The sequence below is a fragment of the Burkholderia sp. Nafp2/4-1b genome, assembly GCF_003635165.1.
GTDB lineage: Bacteria > Pseudomonadota > Gammaproteobacteria > Burkholderiales > Burkholderiaceae > Burkholderia.
In genome coordinates, this window is the sequence record NZ_ML058619.1 from 193,050 (window position 1) to 214,960 (window position 21,911).

Sequence of the window (21,911 nt, forward strand, 5' to 3'; positions counted from 1 at the left end):
GTCGCGGGCGCGAATCGTGCGCCTCAAACAAGGAGATACGCATGGACCGTGCCAGTATGTGGGAAGCAGCCGCTTCATCTACGGCCGGCTCCCGGCACGATCTGTCGCTTTGGGCCGCGCGGGCGCGGCTGCAAAGTTTTCAACGGCGTGTAACCGGGCGGCGGCGACGCACCGGCTCGGGGGCTGGATCGCTGCGACACGCGCAGGCGCCGCATCGGCGTCCCGTCGTGCGGTTTGTCAGGGCTTCCGCGAACGAAACAGCCCGGCCCGCGCAGCATTACCCGCCGCCTTGTCGCGCACGCGGAAATAGCCGCTGTGCAGTTCGACGCCGCCCTTCCCATCGGCGAGCACTTCCTCGCAAGCCGTTTCGATTCGCGCACGGCCGCGCTCGAATGCGTCGCGCAGGTCGGCTTCGAGCGCGGAGCGCGCACCGAAATGATCCTCGAGCGCCTCCACGGTGATAGAGCAAGTCATCGGCTTCCCGTCGACGTCGACGACGAAGCGCATCTGCAGCGCCGCGCCGTCGAACACCGGCGGATCGTCGGTCAGCGTCACGTGGCGAACGGGTTCGACCGGCATCGTTTACGCCCCCCGCTGCGCCAGGCGCTGCACCAGCGCGCCGTTGAAGGCGGGCAGGTCGTCGGGCTTGCGGCTCGTGATCAGGTCGCCGTCGCGCACGACTTCCTGGTCGACCCACTTGCCGCCCGCGTTGCGGATGTCGTCCTGCAGGCTCGGCCAGCTCGTCATCGTGCGCCCTTCCACCAGCCCGGACGATACGAGCAGCCAGCCGCCGTGACAGATCGCGGCGATCGGCTTGCCCGCGCCCACCGCCGCCGTCACGAATTCGCGCGCGGCCGGCAGCATCCGGATCGCATCGCCGTTGACGACGCCGCCCGGCAGCACGACCGCGTCGTAATCGCCGACGCGCGCATCGTCGAATGTATGGTCGACCTTCACGCGATCACCCTTGTCGACGTGCCTGAGCCCCTGGATCTCGCCGCCCTTCTGCGAAATCACGTCGACCTGCGCGCCTTCGGCCTCGAGCGCGCGCTGCGGTTCGACGAGCTCGGCTTCCTCGAAGCCGTCGACCGCGAGTATCGCTACCTTGCAATGGTCCAGCTTGCCCGTCATGGAACGCCTCCCTGTTGCGTTGCGGCACCGGTCGTGCCGTGCCGGTCTCCGAGCAATCGGCGTGCCGCGCCTCCGTGCACACCCCGCCGGGTGGCCCGCCGTTAATGGGTCGCGACCGCAATGGGTGGATGTCGCACCCGCGTCGCTCTCGCCGCGTGAGCCGCGCGACGATAGTCACGCCGCGCCACGCGACGTCTGCAAAGATTTCAACGGGATGTAATGCGACTGCTTCCGGAAGCGCCCCCGGCGACTGCCCCGGCGGCAGCGGCCGGCCTGCGGGCAAAGCCACGCCCGCCGCGGGCCCGCACCCGAGCCACGCTTACTGAAGATGACGCGCGACGTCCAGCATCGCGTCGGTCAGTTCGACGGTCAGGGTGAGATCTTCGGTGATGTCCGGCAACGCCTCCAGCGTGGTCTGCACGCTGTCGTGCAGCATCGCGTGCACGCGCATCCGCGCGCCTTCGTCGAGGTCGGCATAGCGTTCCATGGTGTCGCAGTCGAGCGCGAGTATGACGGAGTGCCGCGCCGTGGTCGGCGGCACATCGGGCGCCAGCGCCCATGCCGCATGAAACGTGATCCTGCCCGTCTCGATGTCCAGATGAACGGTCGTGTCGAGATCGTCGGTATCGGCCGCTTCGGTGTCCATGTCGCTGTCGTCCAGCAAGGTCCGGGAGTTCGATTGCATGATCTTCTCCTGCGTGGTGGTGGCAGGCCGGCCCGCGGCCGGCATCAGCCATCGCGCCGCGCCGGCCGGGCCGGCGCGACACCGTCATCGTCAATAACCGCTGGAACCCGCGCTGCCCGTGCCGCCCGCGCCGCCTCCGCCGGAGCCTGTGGCACCCGACGACCGGCCTGCGCCGGCGCCCGCGCCGGTGCCGCCCTGGGCGCCACCCACACCGCCCATGCCGGCGCTCCCGCTGCCACTGCCGGTTCCCTCCCCGGTGCCGCCCATCCCGGCGCTGCCGCCGCCGGCCGCCCCGCTCATACCGCCGGTGCCCCCGCTGCCGCCGGTCCCGGCGCCGCTCGGGCCGCCCGGTTTCTGGCGCATCTGCGGCTTGGCCTGCGAACGCGTGCCGCGCGGCTCCTGCATGCGGGTCGCGGGCGGCGGCGCGGCCGTATTGCCGTTCGACATGGTGCCGCCCATCCCTTGCGCGGACGTATCGGGCGGCGACAGGATCGGCGCGCCGGTGCCCTCGTCGGAGCGTTGCGAGTTCTGGGCCCACGCGGCCGGTGCCGCCGCGATGAGCGCGACGGCCGTACACGCAAGAATCCGGCGCGCGCCAGATTTCGATTCGGATGCTGGTTTCATGGAGCGTTCTCCTCAATAGAACCGCTGTTCGTGGAATTTCCTGCGCCTACGGTTCAGCAAGGCGCGTGCCGTCAGTGATGCGCGGCACGCGACTTGCGGCGCCGACAGGTCATTCACCACGATCCCGTACGGAGCCGCTGCCATGCCTTCAGCTTCCGCGTCCCACTCGCACGGCAAGCGCGCAGCGCGCGCGCCGGGCCGCGCACGCAGCAACCATCCGCAGCGCCGCAAGCGCTGGTCCGCCGACGTGATGCAAAAGAGCGATGCGCTCGACCTCGAACCCGACATCTTCAAGTCGGACGATCCGGGCCAGATCGCCGCCTCGCTCAAGCGCTCGGCCGAACACAGCCGCCGCCGCAAGGCGACACCGTTCCAGTCGGCGATGTCGATGCTGAACTTCTATGTGAACCGCGCAGGCCGCAACCTGCCGAAAACTCGCCGCGCGACGCTCGAACGCGCGAAGCGGAAGCTGCGCGAGGCGTTCGGCCGCAAGCCGTAACGGCATCCGCCCGCTCCGAATCGCTCCCCTCCGCCTGCTCGCATGCATGAAACACTGTGGTATCTCATCATCGGCGCGGTGCTGCTGGGCATGGGCGTCGTGACGTCGGCGCTGCGCCATCTGCCCATCAGCAGCGCGATGATCTACCTCGCGCTCGGCGTCGCGCTCGGCCCATCCGGCGCCGGGCTCGTGCATCTGGACCTCGAGCGCGACGCGACGCTGCTGCGCGAGATCGTCGAGGTCGCGTTGCTGGTGTCGCTGTTCGCGATCGGGCTGCGGCTGCGCGTGCCGCTGTCCGACAGACTGTGGCTGGTGCCGTGCCGGCTCGGGCTGCTCGCGATGGTCGTCACCGTGCCGCTGCTGGCCGGCTGCGCGGTGCTGACGCTCGGGCTCGGGTGGGGCCCGGCGCTGCTGATCGCGGCCATCCTCGCGCCGACCGACCCGGTGCTCGCGCACGACGTGCAGGTGCACGATCCGGGCGATCGCGACCTGGTGCGTTTTGCCCTGTCCGGCGAAGGCGGGATGAACGACGGGATCGCGCTGCCGTTCGCGCTCGCCGGCCTCGCACTGTGCGGCACCCCCGACACGCCGCACGTGCGCCCGGCACTCTCCGGCACGTTCGCGCTGGCCGCGGCGTGGGGCATCGTCGGCGCAGCGGCGATCGGCGGCGCGCTCGGCGCGGCGACCACCACGGCGATCGGCTGGCTACGCACGCGCTACGCGCAGGCGCTCGGCTTCGAAGGCTTCTTCGCGCTCGCGCTGATCGTGCTGTCGTTCGGCGCCGCGCAGCTCGCGCACACGTTCGGCTTCATCGCGACGTTCGCCGCGGGCGTCGCGATGCGCCGCGTCGAGCATCGCGCGAGCGGCGACCGCCCGCCGCGCGAAGTGATCGGCCGGATCGATTCGGAAGACGTGGTCGCAACGGAAAAGCACCCGGAGAAAGTGCATGCGTTCATGGCCGAATCGGTGCTCGATTTCACGATCGAGCTCGAGCGGATCGCGGAGGCGGTCGTGATGACGATGATCGGCAGCGTGCTCGGCACGTTGTCGGCGCCGCTCGTCACGTGGGGCGCGCTCGGGCTGGCGGTCGTGCTGTTCGTCGCCGTGCGGCCGATCGCGGTGCTGCTGACGCTCACCGGCTCGCGCGCGACGCTTGCGCAACGGCGGCTGATGGCGTGGTTCGGGATCCGCGGGATCGGTTCGTTCTACTACCTGCTGTTCGCGCTCGAACACGGGCCGTCGAGCGCGGTGCGGCCGCTCGCGGCGCCGGTGCTGGCCGTCGTGTCGGCGTCGGTGATCGCGCACGGCGTATCGGCGACGCCGCTGATGGACTGGTACTACCGTCTGCAGAATCGCCGCTGAGGATGCATGCCGTGTGGCCGACGCAGGCGGTGTGGCCGACGCAGGCGGTGTGGCCGACGCAGGCGGTGCAGGTCGCGCAGGTCGCACTCACGGTGTCACGACTTGCCGAGCCGCGTGCGCATCTGCGCGGTGATGCGCTGCCGCGTGTCGTCATAGCCTTCCCACGGATCGCGCTTGAGGCGGTCGAGCCGTTCGTGCAGCGTGTCGATCGTCCATTGCGCGCCGCTCGTCGTGTCGGGCACCTCGTCCCAGCGCAGCGGCACCGACACGCCCATCCCGGGCCGCGCGCGCACCGAATACGCGGCGATCGTGCTCGCGCCGCGGCCGTTGCGCAGGTAGTCGATGAAGATCTTGCCGCGCCGGTGGCGCGGGCCCATCGTCGCGGTGAAGCGATCGGGCAGCGCGCTCGCGACATGCTGCGCGACCGCGCGCGAGAATTCCTTCACGTCGTCCCAGCCCATGTGCCGCGTAATCGGTACGACGACGTGCAGCCCCTTGCCGCCGCTCGTCTTGCAGAACGACACGAGGCCGAGCTCGTCGAGCAGGCCGCGCACGAGTTGCGCGGCCTCGATCATCGTGCTCCACTGCAGCGTCGGGTCGGGGTCGAGGTCAAACACGATCCGGTCGGGCCGCTCGATGTTCGATACGTGCGCGTTCCACGTATGCAGCTCGATCGTGCCCATCTGCGCGGCGCCGAGCAGCGCGTCGACGCTGTCGAGCGACAGCAGCGGACCGCGGCCCGGATCGAGCCCTTCGTGTTGCGTGACGAACGGTATCTCGCGGCGCTCCGCGTGCTTCTGGAAGAACAGCTCGCCCGCGATGTCGCCGGGTGCTCGCACGAGCGACACCGGCCTGCCCTTCAGATCGCGCAGCAGCCACGGCGCGACCCATTGCCAGTAGCGTGCCAGATCGATCTTGCGCGTGCCGCTCTGCGGATCGATCACGCGCTCGGGATGCGTGATGCGCACGCGGCCGAGCTGGTCGGGACCGCTGTCGTCGCTCGCGCGACGGGCCGGTCCGGCGGATGAGCGCGAACGCGCGGGAGGCTGGCGATCGCTCGTTTCGCGCGCGCTGCTCGATGCGCGCTTGCGCTTGTCGTCGTGCGTGGTCTGACGTTGATCCATGGTCACCTCCGTTGCCGTGTGCTTCGGCACTTCGCGGACGATCTGCGACGCCGGTTTGTCGTCGCGCAAAGCGATGAACGCGGCCTGGCGCACGATCCCGTCGCCGGTCCATTCGGCGAATTCGCATTCGGCGACGAGCGTCGGTTCGATCCAGTGCACCCGCGTGCGCGAGCGCTCGCGCGGCGGCGGATCGAACGGTGTGGTGTCGCGCTCGTGCTTGCGCAGGATCGCCACGAGCTTGTCGAGCATGCGCGTATCGAAGCCGGTGCCGACACGGCCGACGTAGCGGAGCGGCGCCGGCCCGCGCCGCCGCTTGCCGTCGCCCGGGATCTCGTGCACGCCGAGCAGCAACGCGCCGAATCCGTTGCGGCTGCCCGACGGCTCGGTATAGCCGCCGATCACGAACTCCTGCCGGCGCCGGCATTTGAGCTTGATCCACGCGGGCGAGCGGCCGGCGCGATAGCGCGACGCCGCACGCTTGCCGATCAGCCCTTCGAGGCCCGTCTCGCACGCGCTCGCGATCAGCGACGCGACGTCGGCATCGAGATCCGGCGAGAAGCGCAGCCGCGCGGGATCGCTGTCGGCGAGCAGCGGTTCGAGCAGCGCGCGGCGCGCGGTGAGCGGCGCATCGCGCAAGTCGTAACCGTCCAGATAAGGCAGGTCGAACACGAACAGCGTGACTTCATCGGAACGGCCCGCGCCGAGCGCGTTCTGCAGCGCCTGGAAATCGGGGAGTCCGTTCTTGCCGAGCACGACGGCCTCGCCGTCGAGCCACGCCTCGTCGACGTCGAGCGCGGCGAGCGCATCGCGTTGCGTGCGCAATTTCGCGGTCCAGTCGCGGCCTTCGCGAGTCATCAGCTTCACGTGCCGCCGTGCGCCCTTGCCCGAAATGCGCGCGAGCATCCGGTAGCCGTCGAACTTCAGTTCGTAGCGCCAGTCGTCCTGCGTGGGCGGGCCGTCGACGAGCGTCGCCAGTTGCGGCGCGACGCGCTCGGGCAGCGGCGCGCGCACCGCGCCTTCGATCGCGGACGGATCGGTCGGCGGGTTCCCATGATCGGCGCGGCCGTGGTCGTGACCGTCATGCCGCGCGGCACGCGTGCTGCGTTCGTCCGCCTTGTCGGCCCGGCCACGACGCGCGCCGCGCGTGCGCGCCGCGCCGCCGTTCGACTCCGCACGCGGCGCCGCTTCCGCCGCTCCCTCACCGTCATGCACACTCCCCGGCCGCTCGCCCACGACATCGAATTCGTCCATGCTGCGCGCGTCGTCGTCGCGCTCCTTGATCAGCAGCCACTGCTCCTGCCGGCCCTCCTGCCGCCCGCTGCGCACGAGCGCCCAGCCGCCGTGCAGCTTGTGACCGTCGAGCCGGAAGCTGAGCTTGCCCGCGCGATAGCCTTCGCGGGCCTGCGCGAGCCCGCCGTCGGGCGTCCACGTACCTTCGTCCCACACGACGACCGATCCCGCACCGTAATGCCCGGCCGGAATCTCGCCCTCGAACCCCGCGTATTCCAGCGGATGGTCCTCGACGTGCACGGCGAGGCGCTTCACGGTCGGATCGAAGCTCGGCCCCTTCGGCACGGCCCACGACTTCAGCGTGCCGTCCAGCTCGAGCCGGAAGTCGTAATGCAGGCGCCGCGCATGGTGCTCCTGGATCACGAAGCGCAGCGGATGGCCGGCCCGTGCGGCCGACCGCGAGCGCGCGGCGGGTTTCTCGTCGGCCTTCGTGCGCCGCCGCCCATGCGCGCCTTCGGGTTCCGGCGTCGCATCGAAGTGGCGTTTGCGGCGATAGGGATCGAGCTTGCCGGCCATCGCGTCACCTCAGGTTGTGTCGCGCGGCGTCATGCGGCGTGCTTGCGACGCGCGGCGGTAGACTTCTTCGCCGCATGCTCGCCAGCCGCCGGACGCTTCGCCGCAGGCCGTTTCGCCGCAGCGGTTTTCGTGGCCGCGCCCTTCGCGGCGGTTTTCGACGGCGCCTTGCGTCGCGTGCCGCCGCGCGCCGTCGATGACGACGACGCGTCCGTGTCCGCCTCCGCGTCCTCGTCGTCCTTACCGCGCAGGTCCGCCGCACGCGGGCCGCCGCCGCCCTTCAGGCTGCGCTTCAGCAACTCGGTCAGGTCGACCACGTTGGTCGCCGCGCGGCCCGTCTGCGCGGGGCGGTCCTCGATTTCCTCGATCTTGCCCGCGCTCACCTTGCGCTCGACGAGTTCGAGGATGTCGTCGCGAAACGTGTCGTGATACTCGTCGGGCGTCCACTTGCCGGCCATGTCGTCGATCAGCTTCTTCGCCATCGCGAGCTCGCGCGCGGTCACGCCCGCGCGCTTCGCATCCTCGGTCGGCACCGACAGCTCGTCGAGCGGCCGCAGCTCTTCCTGCCAGCGCAGCGTGTCGAGCGCGAGCACCGGCCCGACCGGGATCAGGGCGCCGAGATGCTGGCGATCGCGCATCACGACGAGCGCGATGCCGATCTTGCCGCTGTCCTTCAGTGCGTCGCGCAACAGCGCATAGACCTTCTCGCCCTTGCGGTCCGGCACGAGGTAGTACGGCGTGTCGAGATAGAGGAACGACACCGCATCCTCGTCGACGAACGTCAGGATGTCGACCGTCTGCGTCGATTCGGGATTCGCCGCCCGGATCTCGTCGTCGGTCAGGACGACGTAGCGCTCCTTCTCGTACTCGTAGCCGCGCACGATGTCCTCGCGCGTGACTTCCTTGCCGGTGCGCTTGTTGATCTGCCGATAGCCGATCGGATCCATCGAACGCTTGTCGAGCATCCGGAACGACGGCTTCACCGTGCGCGTTGCCGGGAACAGCTGCACCGGCACGTGAACGAGCCCGAAGCTGATCGCGCCTTTCCATATCATCCGCGGTGGCATGTTGCCTCCTTGCTGCGTTCGCGCCCGCCGCGCGATGCGACGGGCGCCTCGTGCGGCGCTAGGCCGGCAGCTCGGCTGCCTGCTGCTCGCGCGCCCACACGCGATGCCGGCCGATCTCGTCCGAGAACGTGCGCAGGATCGCGTCGAGATCGACCGCCTGCCCGACGCACACGCCTTCGGCCGGATCCGGCAGGTGCGCGGCGCTCAACAACTGACGCCCGGAGCCGACCGCCGCGATCGGCTTCAGGTGCTTGAACGCCTCGCGCACGAAGTGCCGCGCGTCCGCGCTGTGCGCGAGCCCTCGACCGTCGCCGTCGCCGCCGCACACGAACACCGCGTCGAACATCACCGAAGGCATCCCGACCAGCGTCGCCTGCGGCACGATGCTGCCGATCGGCGCGAGCGTCGGCGCGACGATCGTGGGCACCGCGCCCGCGGCCGTCAGCGCGCCGCGCACCTGCTCGACCAGCGTCTGGCTCACGCCCGGCGTCGCGATCAACGCGATCTTGCGCGAGCGGATCCCGGGCTTCGATCGCCCGATCAGGCTCAGCGACGGCGCGCGCTGCGCGACGGCCGGCGTCGTGGCCGTTTGCGGGGCAGGCAGCCCGAGCCGTTCCGCGACCTGCGCGGCGAGCCCCGCATCGAAGCGCGCGATGATCTCGTTGACCACGCGTTCGCGAATCTCCTGCTTCGTCACCTTGCCGAGCTCGAAGCAGTACGCGTCGCGAATATGCCGCTGCTCGATCTCGGTCATGCTCTGATAAAACAGCGCGGGCTGCGAGAAATGGTCGGCGAACGTGTCGCTGCGCACGCGCACCTTGTCGCCTTCGAGCGGTTCGTGCACGGTCTCGAAGCCGCCGCCGGACGGTGCGGGCGGCGTCTCGCGCGGCCAGCCGCCGTTCAGCGAATTCGGTTCATACGACGCCTGCCCGACCGCGATCGTCTGCCGATGCATCGCATCGCGCTGGTTGTTCGCGAACGGACACAGCGGCCGGTTGATCGGCAGCTCGTGGAAGTTCGGGCCGCCGAGCCGGCTCAGCTGCGTGTCGGTGTACGAAAAGAGACGCCCCTGCAGCAGCGGATCGTTGGTGAAGTCGATGCCGGGCACGACGTGCCCCGGATGAAACGCGACCTGCTCGGTTTCCGCGAAGAAGTTGTCCGGATTGCGGTTCAGCGTCATGCGGCCGATCGGCTTCACGGGCACGAGCTCTTCCGGCACGAGCTTGGTCGGGTCGAGCAGGTCGAAGTCGAACTTGCGCGCGTCGGCCGGATCGATCAATTGCACGCCGAGCTCGAACTCCGGATAGTCGCCGCGCTCGATCGCCATCCACAAGTCGCGCCGGTTGAAGTCGGGGTCGTGGCCGGCGATGCGCTGCGCTTCGTCCCACAGCAGCGAATATGCGCCGCTCACCGGGCGCCAGTGGAATTTCACGAAATGCTCGGCACCCGCCGCGTTCACGAAGCGGAACGTGTGCACGCCGAAGCCGTCCATCGCACGATAGCTCGCGGGCAGCGCGCGATCGGACATCAGCCACAGCACGGTATGCGTCGTCTCCGGCACGAGCGACACGAAATCCCAGAACGTATCGTGCGCGGACGCACCGGTCGGCATCTCGTTCGGCGCCTCGGGCTTCACCGCGTGCACGAAGTCGGGAAACTTGATCGCGTCCTGGATGAAGAACACCGGCATGTTGTTGCCGACCAGATCGTAGTTGCCCTCTTCGGTATAGAACTTCACCGCGAAGCCGCGCACGTCGCGGACCGTGTCGGCCGACCCGCGCGGGCCCTGCACGGTGGAAAAGCGCACGTACACCGGCGTTTCGGCGGCGGGATCCTGCAGGAACGCGGCCTTCGTGTAGTCGGCCATCGATTCGTAGACGCGAAACACGCCGTGCGCGGCCGAGCCGCGCGCATGCACGACCCGTTCGGGAATCCGTTCGTGGTCGAAGTGCGTGATCTTCTCGCGCATGATGAAGTCTTCGAGCAGCGACGGGCCGCGCGCACCGGCGCGCAACGTGTTCTGGTTGTCGGCAATGCGCACGCCCTGGTTGGTGCGCAATGCCTCGCCGTCGGGCCGCAGCCGGTTCTCGTCCAGCTGACGCGACTTCGCGCTGTCGGCCTGCGGCGGATTCGACGGCGGGTTGCCGGCTTGAGGGGGATTCGTCATCGGCGAGTCCTCGTTTTAGGTTCGGTTCGGTGAAAGACGGCGTCGTGCGCGACGATTTCCCGGCACGCACGACACGCCGGCGCGAAAAAAAACGGGCCCAGCGGCGCGCCGCACGGGCCCGGATGCGGTAGCCGATACGGGCGGCTGCGTCAGGGTGCCTGCAACGCGCGTTCGAACTCGGCGTGGGTCACGTCGAGCGCGACGCTGCAGTCGATCGCGGCGTCCTCGATACGCGGCTTCTGCTCGTCCACCGCGCGCCGCGCGCGATCGCACAGCTGGGTGCGTACACGCAGCCGGTCGGCCGCGCCGAGCGACCCGTAGCGCACGAGCACATCGGGATCGAGCCGCAGGTCGACCGCGCAGCGCCATGCGCGTGCGCTGTCGTCGGCCGGCACGCGCACCCATGACACGTGGATCGTCAGCCGGCCGGACACGTCGTCGGCATCCGTGACGACAGTCGATTCCGACGGAAAGCCGTTCGCGAGCGCACTTTCGAGTTCAGCGATGCGCTGCGAACGGTCGGACAGGGCCGTCATCGTCGCACGACACCCAGCAGCAGCGTGACCAGGAAGATCACGACGAAGATGTAGAACAGGATCTTCGCGATCTCGGCCGCACCGGCCGCGATGCCGCCGAAGCCGAACACGGCGGCGATGATCGCGATGACGAAGAAAATGAGGGCGTATCGAAGCATGAATTCCTCCTGGAGAACGGTGACCGTGGGCGCCTGTCGCCGGCGATCAAGAATCGTGCTTGTGCTTGGGTTTGCCGCGGGTCGGCGTCGAAGCCATTTTTTCGAGCTCCTTCTCGCTCATCGACTTGGCCATCGACTTCGAAGGCGGCTTCAGGTCCTTCATCTTGGTGTCGCCGCGCTTGGCCGACAGGGCGGCCCCCGCGGCGCGCTGCTGTGCCTGGGATTTGGCTGGCATGGCTTTCCTCCTCTCGGTGGCGCGCGCGACGATCGCGGCACGCGGGCCGCGCGCGGTTCGAACGGTATCGTCATGCGGCGTCGCGCCGGCGCAGTTCGGCCGGCGGAATTTTCATCGCCTGGCGATACTTCGTGACGGTACGACGCGCAAGAAGGATGCCGCGGCCCGCGAGGTTCTGCGCGAGCGCGACGTCGGACAGCGGATCGTTGTGGCGCTCGGCCGCGATCATGTCGCGGATCAGGACCTTCGCGGCGGATGCCGAGCACACGCCCTTGCCGGCGGCCTCCAGCTTGCGCGGGAAGAAGTGCTTGAACTCGAAGGTGCCGTGCGGCGTGGCCATGTACTTGTTGCCCGTCGCGCGCGACACGGTCGATTCATGCAGGTCGAGCTCTTCGGCGATGTCGCGCAGCACGAGCGGCTTCATCGCGATCTCGCCGTAGCGGAAGAAATCGCGCTGCCGCGCGACGATGCATTCGCCGACCCGCTGGATCGTGTCGAAGCGCTTCTGCACGTTGCGGATCAGCCAGCGCGCTTCCTGCAGCTGCTGGCCGAGCGGCGAATCGCGCTCGCCGCTCGACTGCGCGAACAGCGTCGCATAGCGTTCGTGCAGCCGCGCGCGCGGCAGCACCGCCGGGTTGATCGTCACGATCCATTCGTCGCGCACCTGGCGCACGATCACGTCGGGCACCACGTAGTCGCCGCGCGTGCTGCCGTAGTGGTTGCCCGGGCGCGGATCGAGCCCGCGCACCAGCGCGCATGCGGCCTGCATCGTCGCCTGGCTGCAGCCGACGCGCCGCTGGATCTCGGCGGTCTCGCGGCGTGCCAGCCGTTCGAGATGTTCGCGCGCGATCACCTTCGCTTCGGCGAGCGCCGGCGTGCCGGCCGGAATCGCGTCGAGTTGCAGCACGAGACACTCGGACAGCGAGCGCGCGGCGATACCCGGGCGGTCCAGCATCTGCACGAGCCGCAGCGCGACCGCGAGATCCTGTTCGGACAACAGCAGCGCCGGATCGGCCGCGACCAGCAGCTCGGACAGCTCCTGACGCAGGTAGCCGTCTTCGTCGAGCGCGTCGATGATGAGGCGCGCAGCTTCGCGGTCGCGCCGGTTCAACGGATAGAGCCGCAGCGCGTCGTGCAGTTGCTGGTGCAGCGACGGCTCGGCCGCCATCCATTCGCCCGGCGACAGATCACCGCCGTCGTCGCCCTGGCGGCCTGCGCCGCGCGGCGCGGGGGCCGCCGTGTACGACACGTCCGCGTCCGGCGGACGCACGTCGTCGTCGCGCTCCGGCAACGGCTCGGGCTCAGCAGCGTCGGTTGTGGTTTCCGGCGCATCGGCGCTGACTTCGTCGTCGCCCTGGCCATCTTCGAGAAACGGATTCGAGTCGAGCGCCTGCCGCAATTCCTGCTGGAATTCGAGCGAAGACAACTGCAGCAGACGAAGCGACTGCTGAAGCCTCGGCGTAAGTGCCAGATGCTGACGCATCTGCAGCGCAAGCGTGACGGACATCGATGCCCTCCTGACGGTGTGCGAAAAATTCCTGTGACGGAATCAATGCAGCATCCGTGCCAGCTCGGCAAAGCCCCGTCCGAAGCGGCTCTCCGGCGTTTTCACCCCATTATCCAAAGTCGTTGGGGCCGCTTTTTTACAAGCGCCGGGAAGTTAGGGGGCACGAAATTCGCGCACGGCCTGGCGGCGCACGGAACGCCGTGCGGCGCGCCGCCGCCAGCGCGCTCGCGCGTTGCGTGGCGTCAGGTCAGTACTGCATCGGCGGCGGCGTGCCGGGCAGCGGCCGGTCGCTCTGCGCGCTGTTCGCGCCCGGCGGCGGCACGTCGGCCGCCTCGCCGCCGGCCGCGCCTGCCGGCATGGTGTTGTGCGGCGACGGACGCGTGTCGTAGCGCGTATTCGCGTCCGGCATCGTCGTGGTCGGCGACGCGCCGTGGCCGTCCGGCGGGGCCGGCGGCGCACCGCGCGTGCCGTAGGGGCCCTGTGGTTGCGTGCATGCGCCCAGCGCGCACGCGGCGGCCAATGCACAGGCACCCATGCGTATCGTATGGATCTGTTTCATTTGAATCCTCCCTGGAGTCGACGACACCGAGCCGGCCTTCGCGGCACAGCTCAGAGCCGGTTGAAATGAAAATCGCCCGCATAAGCGGTTGGCGCGCGTCGCGCCATCATCGTGTCGAACTCAGCGGCGACGCGCGTCAGCGCACCGCGTTGCCGGTCGATGTCCGCCCGTTCGAGCGCGGCGAATGCGTCGGCGTCGAACGTCACAGTCAGCGACGCCGGATGGCCGTCGACGCGAAAGCCGAAATGCAGCGCACCGGCCGGCTGCTCCTCGACATGAAACGGCATTGCGCGCGCCTCGAAATGACGGCCGAGCGTTTCGGCCACGTCGCGCAGCATGCCGGGTTTCACTCGGATGCTCATCGTGGGCCCTCCGTGAAGCGAGTGAACGCGACCGGCGGCACGCCCGTTGGCGGCACGTGAATCGGCGGTTCGCGCGTCGGCGGCTCGCGTTCCGGCGGCGGATGCACGGGCGGGTCGCCCTCCGGATCGTGATACGGTTCCGGCACGCCGGGCGGCAGGTCGTCCGGTACGGGCACGTCGGGGTCGGGTTCGCCGTCGGGCAGCGGCGGCTCCGGTCGGTGCAGCGATTGGGCGGGATCTGGGTTCATGGGCATTCGAGCGTCGTTGCGTCGTCCTTACGGGATCGGATCTGCGGTGCGGCGTGCACTCGCCGTCTGCTGCTTTGCACATACAAGGTCCGCAATGCATGTGCCGCGCTGCACGTCGCCTCTGCGCGCGCCCACGTACGCGCATGCACGCCGCCGCGCCGGGCGCCGTGCCTTCGCTACACCGCGCGCTGCAATTCTTTCAAGTGCATCGCGCTACGCTTCGTACGCGGCCATCACGAGCCACAGCTCGCGACCGTCGTCGCGCACCGGCGCCGCCAGCGCATACGGATCGGACGGCTCGCAGGCACGCTGCAGCGCGAGCCGCGCCGGCTCGGTCGAGCCGAACGTCTCGTCGCCGAGCGGCCGCACATCGGCCTTGCCCTCGAACATCCGGCGATCGGGCCGGTAGATCAGCGGCTCCTGTTTCCACGCGCTGAAATGGCTCTTCACCGAGTCGAACCCGCCGCCGCAGACATTCACTTCGTAGCGCACCGTTGGCTGTCGTTTCGGAATTGTCATCGTGCCTCCCGCTTCATGTTGGTGTGGTTGGTGTGCGCGCGGCACAAGGCACCGCACGTTGGCGTCGTCACCGCTCAGGCGGCAAGTCGCGTGCCGTCAGTGCACTGCGGGCACGGCGGTTGCGCCTTTACCGCATCATCGTCACCGACACGGAGCCACGCCATGAACGAATCGACCCGATCCGGCCGCGACGCGCCGGCGCGCGAGAAGCAATCCGACCAGTCGCCGCCGCTGAAGGATCAGGACCAGACGAAGACGCGCCACTCGGAGCGCCATATCGACAAGCAGCTCGAGGACACGTTCCCCGCGAGCGATCCGCCGGCGACCGGCGGCGTCACGCGCATCGAGCCCGATACGCCGCCGGGCACGCACGACGGCGGGCCGTGGGAAGACCCGGCCAAGCGCCGCGACGAATGACGCGCGACGGCCCCATTCCGACGCCCGGCTCATGGCCGAACGGCGCGCCTCCGGCACGCCGCTTGCTGAACCGGACGGCTCCGCTTGAACCGGCAAGGAGAACTACATGCATCGCGTGAACGAAATCATGTCGCGTGACGTCGTGCGCATCGCGCCGACCGACTCGATCCGTCATGCAGCGCAACTGATGGAGCGCTACGACATCGGCGCGCTGCCCGTGTGCGACAACAACCGGCTGGTCGGCATGGTGACGGACCGCGACATCGCGGTGCGCGCGATCTCGGCCGGCAAGCCGCCGGAAACGCGGGTTCACGAAGTCGCATCGGGCCCGATCGAATGGTGTTTCGAGGACGACTCGCTGGAGGAGATCCAGCACTACATGGCCGACGCGCAACTGCGCCGCCTGCCCGTCGTCGATCATGACAAGCGTCTGGTCGGCATGCTGTCGCTCGCGGATATCGCGACCCGCAGCGCCGGCCCGGTGCGCGACGACGTCGCGAACACGCTGGAAGGCGTGTCGCAACCGAAGCAGACGTGACGGAGGGGCTTTTCGCCCGTCCGCCAACCCGCGCGACCCGCAGGGCCCATTCCGGGCACGGTCGCGCTCCACACAGCCAGGAGGACAACCATGCAGACTCCCGATAAAGGACAGACCCGCATCGTAGGCAAGGGCGCCGCGACCGCAGCCGGTCCCGGTCCGGACGTGATGGCAGCTGACACGCTGGAAGGCAACAAGGTCTACACGACCGATGGCGACGACGTCGGCAAGATCAAGGACATCATGCTCGACGTACGCTCGGGCCGCGTCGCGTATGCCGTGCTGTCGAGCGGCGGCCTGCTCGGCATCGGCGACAAGTTGCTCGCGATTCCGTGGAGCGCGCTCACGCTCGATACCGAACGCAAGTGTTTCTTGCTGTCGGTCTCGTCGGAGCGCATCCGCAATGCGCCGGGCTTCGACAAGGATCACTGGCCGGCGATGGCCGATCCGCAATGGGCCGAGCCGCTGCACGAGTACTACGGCAGCACGCCGTACTGGAGCGCGAGCGACGAGCTCGGGCTGACCGATCCGACCGAGGATCTGAACGATCCGCGCACGCGCGGCCCTCACTGATCGTTCAACTCGTCGCTCACGATTTGCCGGTGTAGTTGTAACCGACGGGCCCCGCCGAATGCGGGGCTTTTTTTGGTTCAGCGAGGATTACCGGGTAGCGCAGCGCGTCGACCCGCAACGCGAACGCCGGGGTCGGCTGACAGCGGCTCGCGCAGTCCAGGTGGTAGCCCGCCATCCGGCGTGCGGGCCGGGCGATCGATAGATTGATTGATAACCAAACAACATCAATCGATCCAAAAATCGCACTTATCGTTTCCCCGTCTCCGGGCGAACATTGCCGAAACGACAAACAACAGCTCCCCGCGCCTTTCCTAGATTCCTGGAGACACCCTGATGCACCCCTCGCCCAGCCTTCCGACCGGACGTTCGAAGGCCGCCGCGGTATTCCGCGTGACGGCCGGCAACTTCCTCGAGCAATTCGACTTCTTCCTGTTCGGCTTCTACGCGACGCAGATCTCGGCCGTGTTCTTTCCCGCCGCAAGCGAGTTCGCGTCGCTGATGATGACGTTCGCCGTGTTCGGCGCCGGCTTCCTGATGCGGCCGCTCGGCGCGATCGTGCTGGGCGCGTACATCGACGACGTCGGCCGCCGCAAGGGCCTGATCGTCACGCTCGCCATCATGGCGAGCGGCACGATCCTGATCGCGTTCGTCCCCGGCTACGCGACGCTCGGCCTGCTCGCGCCCGCGCTCGTGCTGGTCGGGCGCCTGCTGCAGGGCTTCTCGGCCGGCGCGGAGCTCGGCGGCGTGTCGGTCTATCTCGCCGAAATGGCCACGCCCGGCCGCAAGGGCTTCTTCACGAGCTGGCAGTCCGCGAGCCAGCAGGTCGCGATCGTGATCGCAGCGGGCCTCGGCTTCGCGCTCAACCACTGGCTGAGCGCGTCGTCCATCGCCGCGTGGGGATGGCGCGTGCCGTTCTTCGTCGGCTGCATGATCGTGCCGTTCATCTTCATGCTGCGCCGCAACCTCGAGGAAACGCAGGAATTCCAGGCACGCCGGCATCGCCCCAGCATGAAGGAAGTGTTCAGCACGCTGGCGCGCAACTGGGGCATCGTGGTCGCCGGCATGATGCTGGTCGCGATGACCACCACGAGCTTCTACCTGATCACGGTCTACGCGCCGACCTTCGGCAAGACCGTGCTGCACCTGAGCACCGCCGACAGCCTGCTCGTGACGCTGTGCGTCGGCGTGTCGAACTTCATCTGGCTGCCGATCGGCGGCGCGCTGTCCGACCGGATCGGCCGCCGGCCGCTGCTCGTCGGGATGACGGTGCTCGCGATCGCGACCGCGTATCCGGCACTGTCGCTGCTCGCGCACGCGCCGTCGTTCGTCAACATGCTCCTCGTGCTGCTGTGGCTGTCGTTCATGTACGGGATCTACAACGGCGCGATGGTCGTCGCGCTGACGGAAGTGATGCCGGTGGAAGTGCGCGTCGCGGGCTTCTCGCTCGCGTACAGCCTCGCGACGGCCGTGTTCGGCGGCTTCACGCCCGCGATCTCGACCGCGCTGATCCACATGACCGGCGACAAGGCCGCACCGGGCTACTGGATGAGCCTCGCCGCCGTGTGCGCGCTGCTCGCGACGTTCGCGCTCTATCGCCGCCACCCGGCGAAGCTGACGCCCGCGCACTGAAGCACGACGCGCCATTCCGGCCCACCACCCCGATTCCGCACGACCACGACCATGAAAATGAACAACCTGCTGCTGAAACTGTGCGCGACGGCGCTCGTCGCCACCTCCGCCGTCGCCGCGCACGTCCAGGCCGCCGAGCTGCACGTGATGAGCTCGGGCGGTTTCACCGCTGCGTACAAGGTGCTCGGCCCGCGCTACGCAGCGCAGTCGGGCAACACGCTCGACACCGCGCTCGGCCCGTCGATGGGCAAGTCGCCCGAGGCGATTCCGAACCGCCTGGCGCGCGGCGAACCGGCCGACGCGGTGATCATGGTCGGCTATGCGCTCGACGACCTGATCAAGCAAGGCAAGGTGATTCCCGGCTCGCGCGTCGAGCTGGCCGATTCGCGGATCGGCATGGTCGTGCGCGACGGCGCGGCCAAGCCCGACATCAGCACGGCTGACGGCCTCAAGGAGGTGCTGCTGCACGCGAAGTCGATCGCGTACTCGGACAGCGCGAGCGGCGTCTACATCGAGCGCGAGTTGTTCAAGAAGCTCGGCATCGAGGATCAGGTGAAGTCGAAGGCGAAGATGATTCCGCGGATTCCGGTCGCATCGGTGGTCGCGAACGGCGATTACGAAATCGGCTTCCAGCAAGTAAGCGAACTGCTGCCCGTGAAGGGCGCGACCTACGTCGGCAAGATTCCCGAAGCGCTGCAGTCGGTCACGCGCTTCGCGGCCGGCATTCCCGTCGGCGCGCAGCATCCGGCCGAAGCGAAGGCGCTGCTCGACTATCTCGCGTCGCCCGACGTGCAGCCGGATGTGAAATCGACCGGGCTGGATTCCGTCGCCGCCCATTGAGCACGCGCGACGGGAACGCGCGCGTCAGACCGCGTTACCGTCGCGCCCGGTTTCGGCCCCGGCATCGTGGGCCCCCGCATCGTCGGCGCCGTTCGGGCGCGCAGGCCCGGTCCCGTTCAGCATCCGTGCGAGCCGCGCACGATCGCATGCCCCCTCCCACGACGACACGAAGATCACCGCGCACGCATTGCTGATCACGCTCGTCAGCGCGCGCGCCTCGGACATGAAGCGATCGATGCCGACCAGCAGCGCGACCCCGGCCACCGGCAGGTCGGGCATCACGGCGAGCGTCGCGACGAGCGCGACGAGCCCGCTGCCGGACACGCCGGCCGCCCCCTTCGACGTCAGCAGCATCACGGCCAGCATCGCGGCGATCTGCGGCGCGGACAGCGGCACGTCGCAGGCTTGCGCGATGAACAATGCCGCGAGCGTCAGATAGATCGCGGTGCCGTCCAGGTTGAACGAATAGCCGGCCGGCAGCACGAGCCCGACGACACCCTTGTCGCAACCGAGCGCCTCCAGCTTGACCATCAATCGCGGCAATACGGGTTCCGTGGATGACGTCGCGAGCACGATCAGCAATTCCTCGCGCAGGTAGCGCAGCAACCGCCACAGCGCAAAACCGTGCGCTCGCGCGAGCGGCGCGAGCACCAGCGCGACGAACAGCACGCATGCCACGTAGAACGACACCATCAGCCCCGCGAGCGAGCCCACCGAGCCGATGCCGAAGCGGCCCACAGTGAACGCCATCGCGCCGAATGCGCCGAGCGGCGCGAGCCGCATGATCATCGCGAGCACGCGAAAGACGACCTGCGCGACGCCGTCGATCAGCGCGAGCACGGGCCGGCCCGCTTGCGGATACGCGTTCAGCGCGAAACCGAACAGCAGCGACAGCAGCAGCACGGGCAGCACTTCGCCCTTCTGGAAGGCGCCGAGCATCGTGTCCGGAATCACGCTCAGCGCGAATTCGACGAGTCCGTGCGGTTGCGCGTGCAACGCATACTGGGCAAGGACGCTCGCATCGAGATGACGCACGTCGATGTGCATGCCGGCACCCGGCCGCAGCACGAACGCGGTGACGAGCCCGAACGCGAGCGCGGCGGCGGTCAGCAGATAGAACAGCACCAGCGCCCGGACGATCGTGCGCCCGATGGCTTGTCCGTTCGCGAGCGACGTGATGCCGGAGACGATCGTGCAGAACACGATCGGCGCGATCATCATCCGCACGAGGCCGACGAATGCGTCGCTGAGCGGTTTGAGCATCGCGCCCACGGACGGCCAGAAGTGGCCGACGCTCACGCCGAGCACCATCGCCAGCAGGACCTGCACGTACAGCGAACGCAGCGGTATTGCGAGCCTCACGGTGCGGTGTTCCTCGCTGTTGCGGTCATAGTCGTTGCGGTCGTTGTATTGGCTGGCGTCGTCATGTCGATTCATCGCCGCGTGCGGCACCGTTGCGTTTCGCGTCGACGATCGCGCGGTGAAACTCCTCGGCGGCCGGCGTGAGCGCGCGTCCGCGCCGCTTCACGATGCCGACCCGGCGCTTGACCACCGGTTCGACGAGCGGCACGCTCGTCAGCAGCGGATGATCGTGGCCGGGCATCGCCATCGACGGCACCGCGGCCACACCGAGGCCCGCTTCGACCAGCCCGAGCATGGTCGTCACATGGCGTGTCTCGCACACGCTCGGCGCGCGCGGCGCGACCGCCGTCAGCGCCTGGTCGAGCAGCAGCCGGTTGCCGGACGTCTTGTCGACCGACACGTACTCGTATCCGTAAAGTTCGTCCCAGGTCACGCGCTTCTTGCGCGCGAGCGGATGGTCGCGCCGGCACGCGGCGACGAAGCGCTCCTGCAGCAGCAGCTTGAATTCGATCTCGGGCTCCTGGCTGCCCATGAAGCTCACGCCGAAATCGGCTTCGCCGCTGATCACCGCGCTCAGCACCTCGTTCGCGCTCGCATCGAGCAGCTTGACGCGGATGCGCGGAAAGCGGCGATGATAATTCGCGATCACGGTCGGCAGAAAATAGTAGGCCACCGACGGCACGCACGCGATCGTCACATGACCGAGGCGGCTCGATGAAACGTCGCGGATCCCGAGCAGCGCGACGTCGAGATCGTGCAGCAGTTGCTCGGCGCTCTGCGCGAACACGCGGCCGACGGTGGTCAGCGCGACGCTGCGCGTGGTGCGCTCGAACAGGCGCACGCCGAGCGCGTCTTCCAGCTTGTCGATCCGGCGGCTCAACGCGGGCTGCGAAATGCTGATCGCATCGGCGGCCTTGCGGAAACTGCCCAGTTCCACCACCGCGCGAAACGCCTGCAAGTCGGTCAAATCGAAATTGATGCCCACGGGCCGCGTCTCCGCCTGTTCAGATGCCCGGTATTTTGCCCGATTCGCCGCGGCAGACCCAGCCGGGAAGATACCGGCCCCGATCCTCCGCGTACGCACGATGCCCGCGCTACGCGCGATGCCGCAACGCGTCGATCACGACCAAGAACGCGCGCGACGCCTGCCGGCGGCTCGGGTAATACGCGTGATAACCGGGAAAGGCCATCGCGCTCGTGGGTGCGGCGTATCGACTGAGGCGACCGCGGTGCTGCTCGCGCTGGGGGGCCTGACCGGCACGGCCGCGGGGGTCGGCGGGTGGACGTGGCTCGCGCGCACGCCGCGCGCACCGCGCGGCCGAGTCCGCCGCCAGCCGGCCCGCCACCGTTTTACAAGCGTCGTGTAATGCGCCTGCGGCCTGCGTCTGCATCATCGCCCGCCGCCGCAAGCCGATTCCAGGTAACGCAGCAGCCGGTGCGGTGTCAGCGGCTTCGCGCAATGCGCGTCGAAGCCCGCTTCCCGCGCACGCTCACGGTCGCGCTGCGACGCGAACGCGCTGCACGCGATCAGCAGCATGTCGCCGGTGCGCGGATCGCCACGCAGCCGCGTCGCGAGCTGCAGGCCATCGAGGCCCGGCATCGCGATGTCGAGCACGATCGCGAACGGCTGCCAGTCGCGCGCGAGATCGCAGACGACGAACGGGTCGTCCGCGACGCGGCATTCGAAGCCGCGCGCCTGGAGCAGCAGCTGCAGTGCGTCCGCGGCATCGCGATAGTCGTCGACGACCAGCACGCGGCGCGGCCGTAGCGGCACGCTATCGGGTGCGCGCCACAACAGCACGTCGTCGGCGCCTGGATCGTCGGCGGGGTGGGTGAGCATCACGTTTCTCCAGATGGTCGGATGCGGCCCCGACGCAAACTGCGCGCCCATATCGACTGCGTCCGGCATGCCGGTTGCTGCATGCCATCGATATCGTCGATACGGGAGCCGTTGATGCGCGCACTG

Annotated in this window: 25 protein-coding genes; 7 read left to right on the top strand and 18 right to left on the bottom strand. The window is 68.8% G+C overall.

Features of this window, described 5'->3' with window-relative positions:
- Window positions 1-237: 237 nt before the first annotated feature.
- The 4 genes from C7H84_RS27520 to C7H84_RS27535 all read right to left on the bottom strand — a co-directional run bounded on the left by C7H84_RS27520 (window position 238) and on the right by C7H84_RS27535 (window position 2,440).
- Complete coding sequence (locus C7H84_RS27520) at window positions 238-579, bottom strand: DUF1488 domain-containing protein (protein ID WP_121861731.1); 342 nt, start codon at window positions 577-579, stop codon at window positions 238-240.
- A 3-nt stretch (window positions 580-582) separates the two neighbouring features.
- Complete coding sequence (locus C7H84_RS27525; RefSeq protein ID WP_121861732.1) at window positions 583-1,131, bottom strand: type 1 glutamine amidotransferase domain-containing protein; 549 nt, start codon at window positions 1,129-1,131, stop codon at window positions 583-585.
- Window positions 1,132-1,450: 319 nt separating this feature from the next.
- On the bottom strand, window positions 1,451-1,816 hold the full coding sequence (locus C7H84_RS27530) for a hypothetical protein (protein ID WP_121861733.1): 366 nt from the start codon (window positions 1,814-1,816) through the stop codon (window positions 1,451-1,453).
- Window positions 1,817-1,906: 90 nt separating this feature from the next.
- Entirely contained in the window at window positions 1,907-2,440 is a 534-nt protein-coding gene (locus C7H84_RS27535) for a hypothetical protein (RefSeq protein WP_121861734.1), read from the bottom strand.
- Window positions 2,441-2,582: 142 nt separating this feature from the next.
- On the opposite strand from C7H84_RS27535, the gene C7H84_RS27540 reads away from it, so the two are divergent.
- Both C7H84_RS27540 and C7H84_RS27545 read left to right on the top strand, forming a co-directional pair.
- Window positions 2,583-2,939 carry a DUF3175 domain-containing protein gene (locus tag C7H84_RS27540; protein WP_121861735.1) on the top strand — a complete coding sequence of 119 codons (357 nt, stop codon included), beginning with the start codon at window positions 2,583-2,585 and terminating at the stop codon, window positions 2,937-2,939.
- 42 nt (window positions 2,940-2,981) lie between these two features.
- A complete protein-coding gene (locus C7H84_RS27545) occupies window positions 2,982-4,301 on the top strand; it encodes a cation:proton antiporter (RefSeq protein ID WP_121861736.1) in 1,320 nt (439 codons plus the stop codon).
- Between the two features lie 95 nt (window positions 4,302-4,396).
- Here the strand turns inward: C7H84_RS27545 and ligD are convergent, their stop codons facing one another.
- The 11 genes from ligD to C7H84_RS27600 all read right to left on the bottom strand — a co-directional run bounded on the left by ligD (window position 4,397) and on the right by C7H84_RS27600 (window position 14,586).
- Window positions 4,397-7,231, bottom strand: a complete 2,835-nt coding sequence (gene ligD / locus C7H84_RS27550; RefSeq protein WP_121861737.1) for a DNA ligase D — start codon at window positions 7,229-7,231, stop codon at window positions 4,397-4,399.
- Between the two features lie 29 nt (window positions 7,232-7,260).
- Window positions 7,261-8,295, bottom strand: coding sequence for a Ku protein (locus C7H84_RS27555; RefSeq protein ID WP_121861738.1), 1,035 nt, complete (start codon window positions 8,293-8,295; stop codon window positions 7,261-7,263).
- A 58-nt stretch (window positions 8,296-8,353) separates the two neighbouring features.
- Entirely contained in the window at window positions 8,354-10,462 is a 2,109-nt protein-coding gene (katE, locus tag C7H84_RS27560; protein WP_121861739.1) for a catalase HPII, read from the bottom strand.
- Between the two features lie 149 nt (window positions 10,463-10,611).
- The gene (locus C7H84_RS27565; RefSeq protein ID WP_121861740.1) at window positions 10,612-10,998 is read right to left on the bottom strand and encodes a DUF3022 domain-containing protein; all 387 of its coding nucleotides are present in this window, start codon (window positions 10,996-10,998) and stop codon (window positions 10,612-10,614) included.
- Window positions 10,995-11,156: a DUF1328 domain-containing protein gene (locus C7H84_RS27570; RefSeq protein WP_006398937.1), complete on the bottom strand. Its 162-nt coding sequence runs from the start codon at window positions 11,154-11,156 to the stop codon at window positions 10,995-10,997. Before C7H84_RS27570 ends, C7H84_RS27565 begins: the two co-directional genes overlap by 4 nt.
- A 46-nt stretch (window positions 11,157-11,202) precedes the next feature.
- Entirely contained in the window at window positions 11,203-11,391 is a 189-nt protein-coding gene (locus C7H84_RS27575) for a DUF3008 family protein (protein WP_121861741.1), read from the bottom strand.
- A 70-nt stretch (window positions 11,392-11,461) separates the two neighbouring features.
- Window positions 11,462-12,898, bottom strand: a complete 1,437-nt coding sequence (locus C7H84_RS27580; protein ID WP_121861742.1) for an RNA polymerase factor sigma-54 — start codon at window positions 12,896-12,898, stop codon at window positions 11,462-11,464.
- A gap of 247 nt (window positions 12,899-13,145) precedes the next feature.
- Entirely contained in the window at window positions 13,146-13,457 is a 312-nt protein-coding gene (locus tag C7H84_RS27585; RefSeq protein ID WP_121861743.1) for a hypothetical protein, read from the bottom strand.
- Between the two features lie 50 nt (window positions 13,458-13,507).
- Window positions 13,508-13,819, bottom strand: a complete 312-nt coding sequence (locus tag C7H84_RS27590) for a hypothetical protein (protein ID WP_121861744.1) — start codon at window positions 13,817-13,819, stop codon at window positions 13,508-13,510.
- The gene (locus C7H84_RS27595) at window positions 13,816-14,067 is read right to left on the bottom strand and encodes a hypothetical protein (RefSeq protein WP_240462112.1); all 252 of its coding nucleotides are present in this window, start codon (window positions 14,065-14,067) and stop codon (window positions 13,816-13,818) included. The genes C7H84_RS27590 and C7H84_RS27595 overlap by 4 nt, the downstream gene beginning before the upstream one ends.
- 213 nt (window positions 14,068-14,280) lie before the next feature.
- Entirely contained in the window at window positions 14,281-14,586 is a 306-nt protein-coding gene (locus C7H84_RS27600; protein WP_121861746.1) for a hypothetical protein, read from the bottom strand.
- A gap of 162 nt (window positions 14,587-14,748) precedes the next feature.
- On the opposite strand from C7H84_RS27600, the gene C7H84_RS27605 reads away from it, so the two are divergent.
- The 5 genes from C7H84_RS27605 (at window position 14,749) to C7H84_RS27625 (ending at window position 18,583) form a co-directional block, all read left to right on the top strand.
- The gene (locus C7H84_RS27605; protein WP_121861747.1) at window positions 14,749-15,003 is read left to right on the top strand and encodes a hypothetical protein; all 255 of its coding nucleotides are present in this window, start codon (window positions 14,749-14,751) and stop codon (window positions 15,001-15,003) included.
- 106 nt (window positions 15,004-15,109) lie between these two features.
- The gene (locus tag C7H84_RS27610) at window positions 15,110-15,541 is read left to right on the top strand and encodes a CBS domain-containing protein (RefSeq protein WP_121861748.1); all 432 of its coding nucleotides are present in this window, start codon (window positions 15,110-15,112) and stop codon (window positions 15,539-15,541) included.
- A 90-nt stretch (window positions 15,542-15,631) separates the two neighbouring features.
- Window positions 15,632-16,114, top strand: coding sequence for a PRC-barrel domain-containing protein (locus C7H84_RS27615; RefSeq protein ID WP_121861749.1), 483 nt, complete (start codon window positions 15,632-15,634; stop codon window positions 16,112-16,114).
- Window positions 16,115-16,447: 333 nt separating this feature from the next.
- Window positions 16,448-17,743 (top strand): MFS transporter, encoded by a 1,296-nt coding sequence (locus C7H84_RS27620; RefSeq protein WP_121861750.1) that lies wholly within the window; start codon window positions 16,448-16,450, stop codon window positions 17,741-17,743.
- Between the two features lie 57 nt (window positions 17,744-17,800).
- Complete coding sequence (locus C7H84_RS27625; protein WP_121861850.1) at window positions 17,801-18,583, top strand: substrate-binding domain-containing protein; 783 nt, start codon at window positions 17,801-17,803, stop codon at window positions 18,581-18,583.
- A gap of 24 nt (window positions 18,584-18,607) precedes the next feature.
- On the opposite strand, the gene dctA is transcribed toward C7H84_RS27625, so the two are convergent.
- The 3 genes from dctA to C7H84_RS27640 all read right to left on the bottom strand — a co-directional run bounded on the left by dctA (window position 18,608) and on the right by C7H84_RS27640 (window position 21,785).
- Complete coding sequence (gene dctA, locus C7H84_RS27630) at window positions 18,608-19,945, bottom strand: C4-dicarboxylate transporter DctA (RefSeq protein WP_121861851.1); 1,338 nt, start codon at window positions 19,943-19,945, stop codon at window positions 18,608-18,610.
- A gap of 61 nt (window positions 19,946-20,006) precedes the next feature.
- Window positions 20,007-20,930 carry a LysR family transcriptional regulator gene (locus C7H84_RS27635; protein WP_121861751.1) on the bottom strand — a complete coding sequence of 308 codons (924 nt, stop codon included), beginning with the start codon at window positions 20,928-20,930 and terminating at the stop codon, window positions 20,007-20,009.
- A 405-nt stretch (window positions 20,931-21,335) separates the two neighbouring features.
- Entirely contained in the window at window positions 21,336-21,785 is a 450-nt protein-coding gene (locus C7H84_RS27640) for a response regulator (RefSeq protein WP_121861852.1), read from the bottom strand.
- Window positions 21,786-21,911 lie beyond the last annotated feature (126 nt).